The following is a 6,524-nucleotide window of genomic DNA, read 5'->3' as shown; positions in this document are numbered from 1 at the left end:
CCCCACGGGCAGGAACGTTCTACCCCGGCTACCGTTATCATATATCGATATAAAAATTGTTCAACCAGAAATAACTGGCTGACCTTTATAATACGAACGGGGCAGGATAGTTGAAGAACAAATATGGTTTTTTATGGTAATATAAATCTAAATTATCTTCATTAAGGGGTCTACCTGCTATGAAATTAGATGATAAAAAGAAAAAGATTCAAATGGAATATAGGGAGAAATTACAGCAAAAGAAAAAGAATAAAAAATTCACACTCGAAGCAATTGTAGTTGCTATTATCATTTTTCTATTTATTGTTTTAAATTCAATTTTTAAATCATTTTAACTGTTTTTTTATGTCACAACTTGTGTTAACTCACAATAAGTCTTATTCAACAAACAAGTGCTTTACTTCAATAAGGGAGTTGCTTCGGCAGCTCTTTTTCTAATGGAATTATCGGGGCAGGATAGTTGAAGATAAACTGGAACTATTATGTAATGTGAACGTGTAAATTTATGGAGGTGTATGATGAAAAAGATAATAAATTTCACTTCTCTTTTTGTTTTTATGGTGTTATTGGTCGGTTGTGCTGGGGAAGAAAAAGGACAATTATCAAGAGTAGATGTTCAAAAAATTGATACAGAAGGAAATTACGAAGATGTCGTAATGATAACAGATAGCGAAACAATAGAGCTGCTAAGGCAGACATTTGAACAAATCAAATGGGATGATAAAGTGGTTAAAATGGCTAGAAAACCAGACGTAGAAGCTACTTTGTTTTACACTTTTGATGAAGATATACCTGAAAGACTTTATGAATATGAAATTTGGTTTAATGAAAGTGCAAGTACAGCAACAATTATTAGCAATAATGAAAACGAAAGTTATGGAGAGTTAAATAAAGGTAATGCACAAACCCTAAAAAAAATTTTCTTAAGTAACGTGTGAGTTAGCTGAAGATTGGAGCTGTCTTTAAGGCAGCTTTTTCTTATGGAACTAAATGGGCAGTTTAGTTGAACAAGAAATCAAAGTAATTATAGACTTTGGAAGAAGAATATTGGGATATTATGCTAAACTATATAAAAGGATATTGAAAGGACTCGACATTATTAATGGATATTAGAAAACCTATCGATTCGGAACTTAAAAAGGTTATGTTACTTTCTCCACAAGCTGTATTTGATGGCACATTGGGTGAAGTAAAACCTACAAATGAAAAAATCAAACATCTTGTTGAACCTCTACTGGAAAAGGGAAGCTATTATTTAATTGCAACAGAGATCGATAAATTAATGGGATGGATTCTTATAGGGGCAAGTAAAGATCAATTTACTGATAAGATGAGTGGATTTATTTATGAACTATTTGTTATAGAAGAATTTAGAGGGAATGGAATTTCTAAACGGTTAATGAGAACTGCCATTGACCATTTAAGACAAGATGGATACTCAGAAGTCCGTCTCAGTGCATTTGCAGAGAATCAAGCTATTAAACTGTACGAAAAAATGGGATTTAACATTAGAACAGTTACTTTGAGTTTGCCATTATAAACAACTGGCTTCTTTCACTAATGGGTGCTTTACTTCAATAAGGGGTTGCTGCGGCAACCTTTTTCTAATGGAACTATCGGGGCAGTTTAGTTCATTAACACATATGGGTTATTATGGTAATATGAGGTTGTAAAGGAGGGTCTAAATGAAGCTGGTTTTTCAAGCATTTATTGGTTCAATTGCAATTCATATAATCTATTTAGTCGGTATGATGTTAGTCGGATATATAAAAACAAGGAACTATAAACCAGATATTGCAAGTGCATGGGATAAAGTAGAAACACTTCAAAATGAAGTAGTTTTTGGTAAGGTTAATTCTCCTTTTCTTTACTTATTCACATTTGTAGGAGTAACTGTGATTTGTGGAATTATAATATTTTCATATAAAAAATTGTTCAACTTAAGGTTTCTTAGTTAAAGATGAGGGAGTTTAAAACAAATGAACGAAAAATACAGCAAAAGATCTGCGATATTAAGCATTATAAGTGCAATAACAATGTTTATTGCTTATGAATTTGCTCCTGATAAACCTGAAGGTATGATGGTTGTTTTCCTAAAAGTATTATTTTTTAGTTCTATTATTACAGGTGTACTTAGCCTGGTTTTTAGTTATATAAGTTTTAAAAACAAAGAAGAAGGATTTCTAAAGAAGGTAGCTCCTTTTATAATCTTATTGATTTTATTAGTATTTTCTTTTTCGATTATTGGGGTAGTAATAGGTTTAATGTAAAAAAATTCAATATCACTTATTGTGCGAACGTGTGCTTTACTAAGAACAGGAGCTAATCAGTAGCTCCTATTCTTATGCAACTAACGGGTGCTTTAGTTGAATAAGGATTAAACAACTTTAAAGAGCCTTACTACAATAAAATGTAGCAAGGCTTTTATATTTTTGTATTAAAATTAAATAAAAAAACTGATGTGTTGAAAAGAAATTTTCAGGGAGAAAGGGATATGGAAAGTAATATTGAATTATCCAAAAAAAAATTAAACCTTAATCTAAAAACACTCTAAAATATAAAACAGTGGGAAACAAATGCTTCCCACTGTTTTTACGTTATTCAGCTGATCTTTTCATTAGTTGTTTTGAAAAGTTGATTGATCTAATTTCACTAACAAATGTAGAGCCTAATAGCAATACACCACCAAGCATTTGAACAATTGTCATTTGTTCTTGCAGGATAATTGCAGAAATCAATATAGCTACAAATGGATCTACATAACTTAGCATAGCTATACTCTGTCCTTTTAATTTTTCCATACCAGAGAAAAATAACCAAAATCCAATCCCTGTATTGATGATCCCTAAAATTAAAATAAAAGGAATGGAAGAACTTGATACTTCAAAGATACCAAAGCCTTCAGTAAGGAAAACATATGGCATTAGAAGTAAAGTGGTTATTCCAAGCTGAATGATGGTCAGCTCTAACTTCCCCATATCTTTAATAAATTTATTTAAAAGCAATAACGCAGCATAAAATGCAGCTGCGATTATTCCAAAGGAAAGTCCAAGTATATCATCTGATCTAGATGCACTCACGCCTTCTCCTACAATCATTAACATACTTATGATTGCTACACCTATACACACAAATTTTTTAATGGATAACTGTTCCCTAAGTACAAAGGGAGAAAGAATCATCACAAACACAGGTGCAAAGTAATAACCAAGTGTTGCATTGGCAATTGTCGTATAGTCAAACGATTGATATAGAAAAATCCAATTTCCTCCCAATGCAATACCTGAAAGAATCAAAAATAAAGCATTAGATTTAACTAAATTCCATGATATTTTTTTCTTAATCATGAAGAATACTAGCAGTAAAAATAAGCATCCAAGGAAACTGCTTAGTAAAGCTCTTTCGCTCGATGATAGATCAATGTATCGAACAACTAAACCAATTGTACCGAAAATAATCATTGATAATATAAACTGAATTTTAGATTTCATCGTCTACTCCTACGAATCTGCGAAACAACATATATTTCGCAGATTCTTAATCTGTATTTAATATAAGTGATCACAAGTCCTCAATAATATTCAAGGGTGGCAATATTTACACCGATTTGTGCGTATGCTTCAAATAAAAATATCTAATTCCCTCGTTTTTTTACATTTCAATTACTTTCGGAATGTGCTTTGCATAGGTTAGGAAGTTATTGACGATCAGCTCTGTTTTGACCTTCATATATCCGGTTGTCGTTCCATCGCTACAACCATACCACTCTTCCAAAAGCACATTTTTATCGAAAACCACCTGCACAAGATTTTCCTTGTCCATTAAAACACCAAATACAGTAGCAACTCCGATTTTTACGCCCAGAATTTGTTCCATTAGTTCCGCAGGAGCAAAGGAGACGCGTGATATACCGAGTGCATTGCTGAAATTTTTTGCTTTGAATGGTTTATCTGCGGTGGTTATAAATAAATAAAATTCTGTCTTTTTACTATTGCAGAGGAACAGCGTTTTTACCATTTTCATATCCAATTTTTGATTGATCTCAATACAGTCCTCCATTGAAATTGCTTCATCTGTACTCACTCGTTCAAATGGAATCAGTAACTTTGTCAATGATTCATAGACCGTTTCTTGTAGATGAGACTTGTAGCTGTCTGGTGCTTTTTCCATAATATCACTCACAAAAAACATCGTTTTACACCTTTTCCTTTCCTAACTTGAATAATTAATAGTAAAAATATATCATAATCACATACATTACAAAAACGAATGTTTATCATGATGTATATGATAAAATCAGATGGGGTGAGGAAAGAGATATGAATATCCAAAAATATATGGCATTTGTCAAAGCAGTAGAATTGGGTAGTTTTACAAAAGCTGCCGAAATATTGGACTATTCACAGTCTGGGATTAGCCGTATGATTAACGATTTAGAAAAGGAATGGGGGATTTTCCTTTTTGAAAGAGGACGTGCCGGTATCAATTTAACCTCGGATGGTTTAAAGTTACTGCCCCAATTAAAGCGAATTTGCAATGAGTATGAAATCTTAATGAAGCAGATCGAAGACTTAAATAATTTGGAATCTGGGATACTTCGTATTGGGATTTTTTCCAGCGTAGCATCTCATTGGCTCCCTAACATTATTAAAATTTTTAAGAAGGATTACCCAATGATAGATTTTGAATTTCTGCTTGGTGATTATACAGAAATAGAGAGTTGGATCCTAAATGGGCGTGTTGACTTTGGATTTTTGCGGCTACCGACAAAAGCAGAACTTGAAACAATCTTTTTGGAACAAGACCGTTTGCTGGTGGTGATTCCACAAAATCATCCTCTTGCTAATTGCGAAAAGTTTCCCATCAACGGCTTACTGGACAGTCCGTTTATGCTGTTGGAAAAGGGGGCAAAAGCAGAAATCTCTGAAATTTTTGAGAGGCACCATATTACACCTCGTGTTAATTTTACAACATGGGATGACTATGCCATTATGTCTATGGTGGAAAATGGGCTAGGAATCAGTATATTACCAGAATTGATATTACAGCGTATTCCTCACAAAATTATAGCGAAAGAGCTTGAAGTTCCTGCTTTTAGAAATATTGGTGTTGCTATGAGAGAACAAAAAACACTTTCCCTTGCGTCCAAAAAATTTTTAGAATATTTATCATATAAGAACAGAGATTGAATGAGTATAGTGGATCAAATTGTTAAAACACACATGACAGCCTGTTTGAAATATTTCAAATTATGGGTTCGCACCTATACGCTGGTCCGAACCTTTTATGATACTGAAGAAAATATTCAGACAGGCAACAATGCATGTTATTAAACATATACATCACTAAATCCTTAGCATACTATAAATAACAATTCCTAATTGTAGTTCCTTCTTGCACTAAACTACCCGTAAGCTTAAGTACAATCCTTCACAATTTCCTCGATAAATATCCAATTTCCTTTAAAATGATACTCCACAATCTGACTCGATTGTTTAAGCTAACGCTTGCGTTAGCTGAAGATCAGAGCTGTCTTTAAGACAGCTTTTTCTTTATGCAATTAAAGGGTCAGGTTAGTTTACTAAGGAATAACTATTGAGTTTAGCTAAAGAATAAGGAGTAAACAGAAATATAAGGTGAAACTTGTTGGCTAAGCGGATATTTAATCTTATTAGGATTTTTTTATTTGCCTTTACTCCTATGCAAGCAGTTAAAGCAGAAGCGGTTTCAAAAATGGAAGGATGGTATGGAACAACAGAGGATATTTTTGGAGATATTGTGTTTCCAACTCTAGATAAGAAAATTGAAAAAGAGTATGGACGTAATTGGGGTTGGCAATGGCAAAGAATTGTTGGCATAAGTTACAATGAAAATCATTCTTACGATGTCGATATAAAAATTCAAGTCTCTTCTGAACGTAATGAACCGTTGGATTATGTAGACGACCAAGTTAAATTAAGAATATCTCCATCCTGTGACAGTAGAAAGCTTAATCAACTGAAATGTAATCATGGTTTGAAGATAGAAATATTAGAGTACAAACATTTGTCACAATAAGAATTTTGAGCAGCTTTTAAAGGCAGCTTTTTCTTCTTTAACTTATGTGTGCGTAAGTGAGATCAGGGGCTGCCATTTGATGGCCTTTTTGGCTTAATGAACTCCCTCAGTTTAATTGATAATGCTCACGAATACTCGCTTATTCGCAGGATTTCAAACCACATGGTATAGGTTGCTTTAGATGAACGAAAGAGATCGGACCGTTTTGATAAGATGAGGGCAGATTGAAATAGGGGATCTGTTAAAAATCCCATATTATTACATATGCTGCACGCATTTTCCACGCTGCCCCTGGAGGCTTTCCCTCCCATGTCTCAACGGGTCATAATCCTATGCCCTTTCATTCCTTCGTCATGCCTATCCAAGGGGTGGAGGCCGGTTTTGCTAACGGAACGGGTCATTGCCCTTTTGTTCATTACATCCAGTACTTCGTGCTTTCTTTGAAATCCTACGAATAAGCCAACTTT

Annotated in this window: 9 protein-coding genes; 7 read left to right on the top strand and 2 right to left on the bottom strand. The window is 33.6% G+C overall.

Annotated features, from left to right (window positions below):
* The first annotated feature begins 179 nt into the window (after positions 1-179).
* The 5 genes from J7E52_RS13005 (at position 180) to J7E52_RS12985 (ending at position 2,270) form a co-directional block, all read left to right on the top strand.
* Positions 180-335: a hypothetical protein gene (locus tag J7E52_RS13005; protein WP_176474335.1), complete on the top strand. Its 156-nt coding sequence runs from the start codon at positions 180-182 to the stop codon at positions 333-335.
* A gap of 180 nt (positions 336-515) precedes the next feature.
* On the top strand, positions 516-938 hold the full coding sequence (locus J7E52_RS13000) for a YhfM domain-containing protein (RefSeq protein ID WP_214747051.1): 423 nt from the start codon (positions 516-518) through the stop codon (positions 936-938).
* A gap of 164 nt (positions 939-1,102) precedes the next feature.
* Positions 1,103-1,540, top strand: coding sequence for a GNAT family N-acetyltransferase (locus J7E52_RS12995; protein ID WP_214747048.1), 438 nt, complete (start codon positions 1,103-1,105; stop codon positions 1,538-1,540).
* Between the two features lie 145 nt (positions 1,541-1,685).
* On the top strand, positions 1,686-1,958 hold the full coding sequence (locus J7E52_RS12990; RefSeq protein WP_214747045.1) for a hypothetical protein: 273 nt from the start codon (positions 1,686-1,688) through the stop codon (positions 1,956-1,958).
* Between the two features lie 21 nt (positions 1,959-1,979).
* Entirely contained in the window at positions 1,980-2,270 is a 291-nt protein-coding gene (locus J7E52_RS12985) for a hypothetical protein (RefSeq protein ID WP_214747043.1), read from the top strand.
* A gap of 327 nt (positions 2,271-2,597) precedes the next feature.
* Here J7E52_RS12985 and J7E52_RS12980 read toward each other — a convergent pair whose 3' ends face one another.
* Positions 2,598-3,491: a DMT family transporter gene (locus J7E52_RS12980; RefSeq protein ID WP_214747040.1), complete on the bottom strand. Its 894-nt coding sequence runs from the start codon at positions 3,489-3,491 to the stop codon at positions 2,598-2,600.
* Positions 3,492-3,651: 160 nt separating this feature from the next.
* Positions 3,652-4,191, bottom strand: coding sequence for a prolyl-tRNA synthetase associated domain-containing protein (locus J7E52_RS12975; protein WP_214747037.1), 540 nt, complete (start codon positions 4,189-4,191; stop codon positions 3,652-3,654).
* A gap of 128 nt (positions 4,192-4,319) precedes the next feature.
* Between J7E52_RS12975 and J7E52_RS12970 the strand changes: the two genes are divergently transcribed.
* Both J7E52_RS12970 and J7E52_RS12965 read left to right on the top strand, forming a co-directional pair.
* Complete coding sequence (locus J7E52_RS12970; RefSeq protein ID WP_214747034.1) at positions 4,320-5,189, top strand: LysR family transcriptional regulator; 870 nt, start codon at positions 4,320-4,322, stop codon at positions 5,187-5,189.
* Positions 5,190-5,646: 457 nt separating this feature from the next.
* Positions 5,647-6,057 (top strand): hypothetical protein, encoded by a 411-nt coding sequence (locus J7E52_RS12965; protein ID WP_214747031.1) that lies wholly within the window; start codon positions 5,647-5,649, stop codon positions 6,055-6,057.
* The last annotated feature ends 467 nt before the right edge of the window (positions 6,058-6,524 follow it).

This window comes from Bacillus sp. ISL-34 (assembly GCF_018613325.1).
In the GTDB taxonomy this organism is placed as follows: Bacteria; Bacillota; Bacilli; order Bacillales; family DSM-1321; genus Peribacillus.
The sequence above is the reverse complement of the archived record's forward strand: the minus strand, read 5'-3'. Positions and strand labels throughout refer to the sequence as shown.

What these genes read in the sequence shown, in the direction of transcription:
- J7E52_RS13000 (WP_214747051.1), top strand. Translation starts at nt 516, where the DNA reads ATGATGAAAAAGATAATAAATTTCACTTCTCTTTTTGTTTTTATGGTG.
- J7E52_RS12990 (WP_214747045.1), top strand. Translation starts at nt 1,686, where the DNA reads ATGAAGCTGGTTTTTCAAGCATTTATTGGTTCAATTGCAATTCATATA.
- J7E52_RS12995 (WP_214747048.1), top strand. Translation starts at nt 1,103, where the DNA reads ATGGATATTAGAAAACCTATCGATTCGGAACTTAAAAAGGTTATGTTA.
- J7E52_RS12975 (WP_214747037.1), bottom strand. Translation starts at nt 4,191, where the DNA reads ATGTTTTTTGTGAGTGATATTATGGAAAAAGCACCAGACAGCTACAAG.
- J7E52_RS12980 (WP_214747040.1), bottom strand. Translation starts at nt 3,491, where the DNA reads ATGAAATCTAAAATTCAGTTTATATTATCAATGATTATTTTCGGTACA.
- J7E52_RS12970 (WP_214747034.1), top strand. Translation starts at nt 4,320, where the DNA reads ATGAATATCCAAAAATATATGGCATTTGTCAAAGCAGTAGAATTGGGT.
- J7E52_RS12985 (WP_214747043.1), top strand. Translation starts at nt 1,980, where the DNA reads ATGAACGAAAAATACAGCAAAAGATCTGCGATATTAAGCATTATAAGT.
- J7E52_RS13005 (WP_176474335.1), top strand. Translation starts at nt 180, where the DNA reads ATGAAATTAGATGATAAAAAGAAAAAGATTCAAATGGAATATAGGGAG.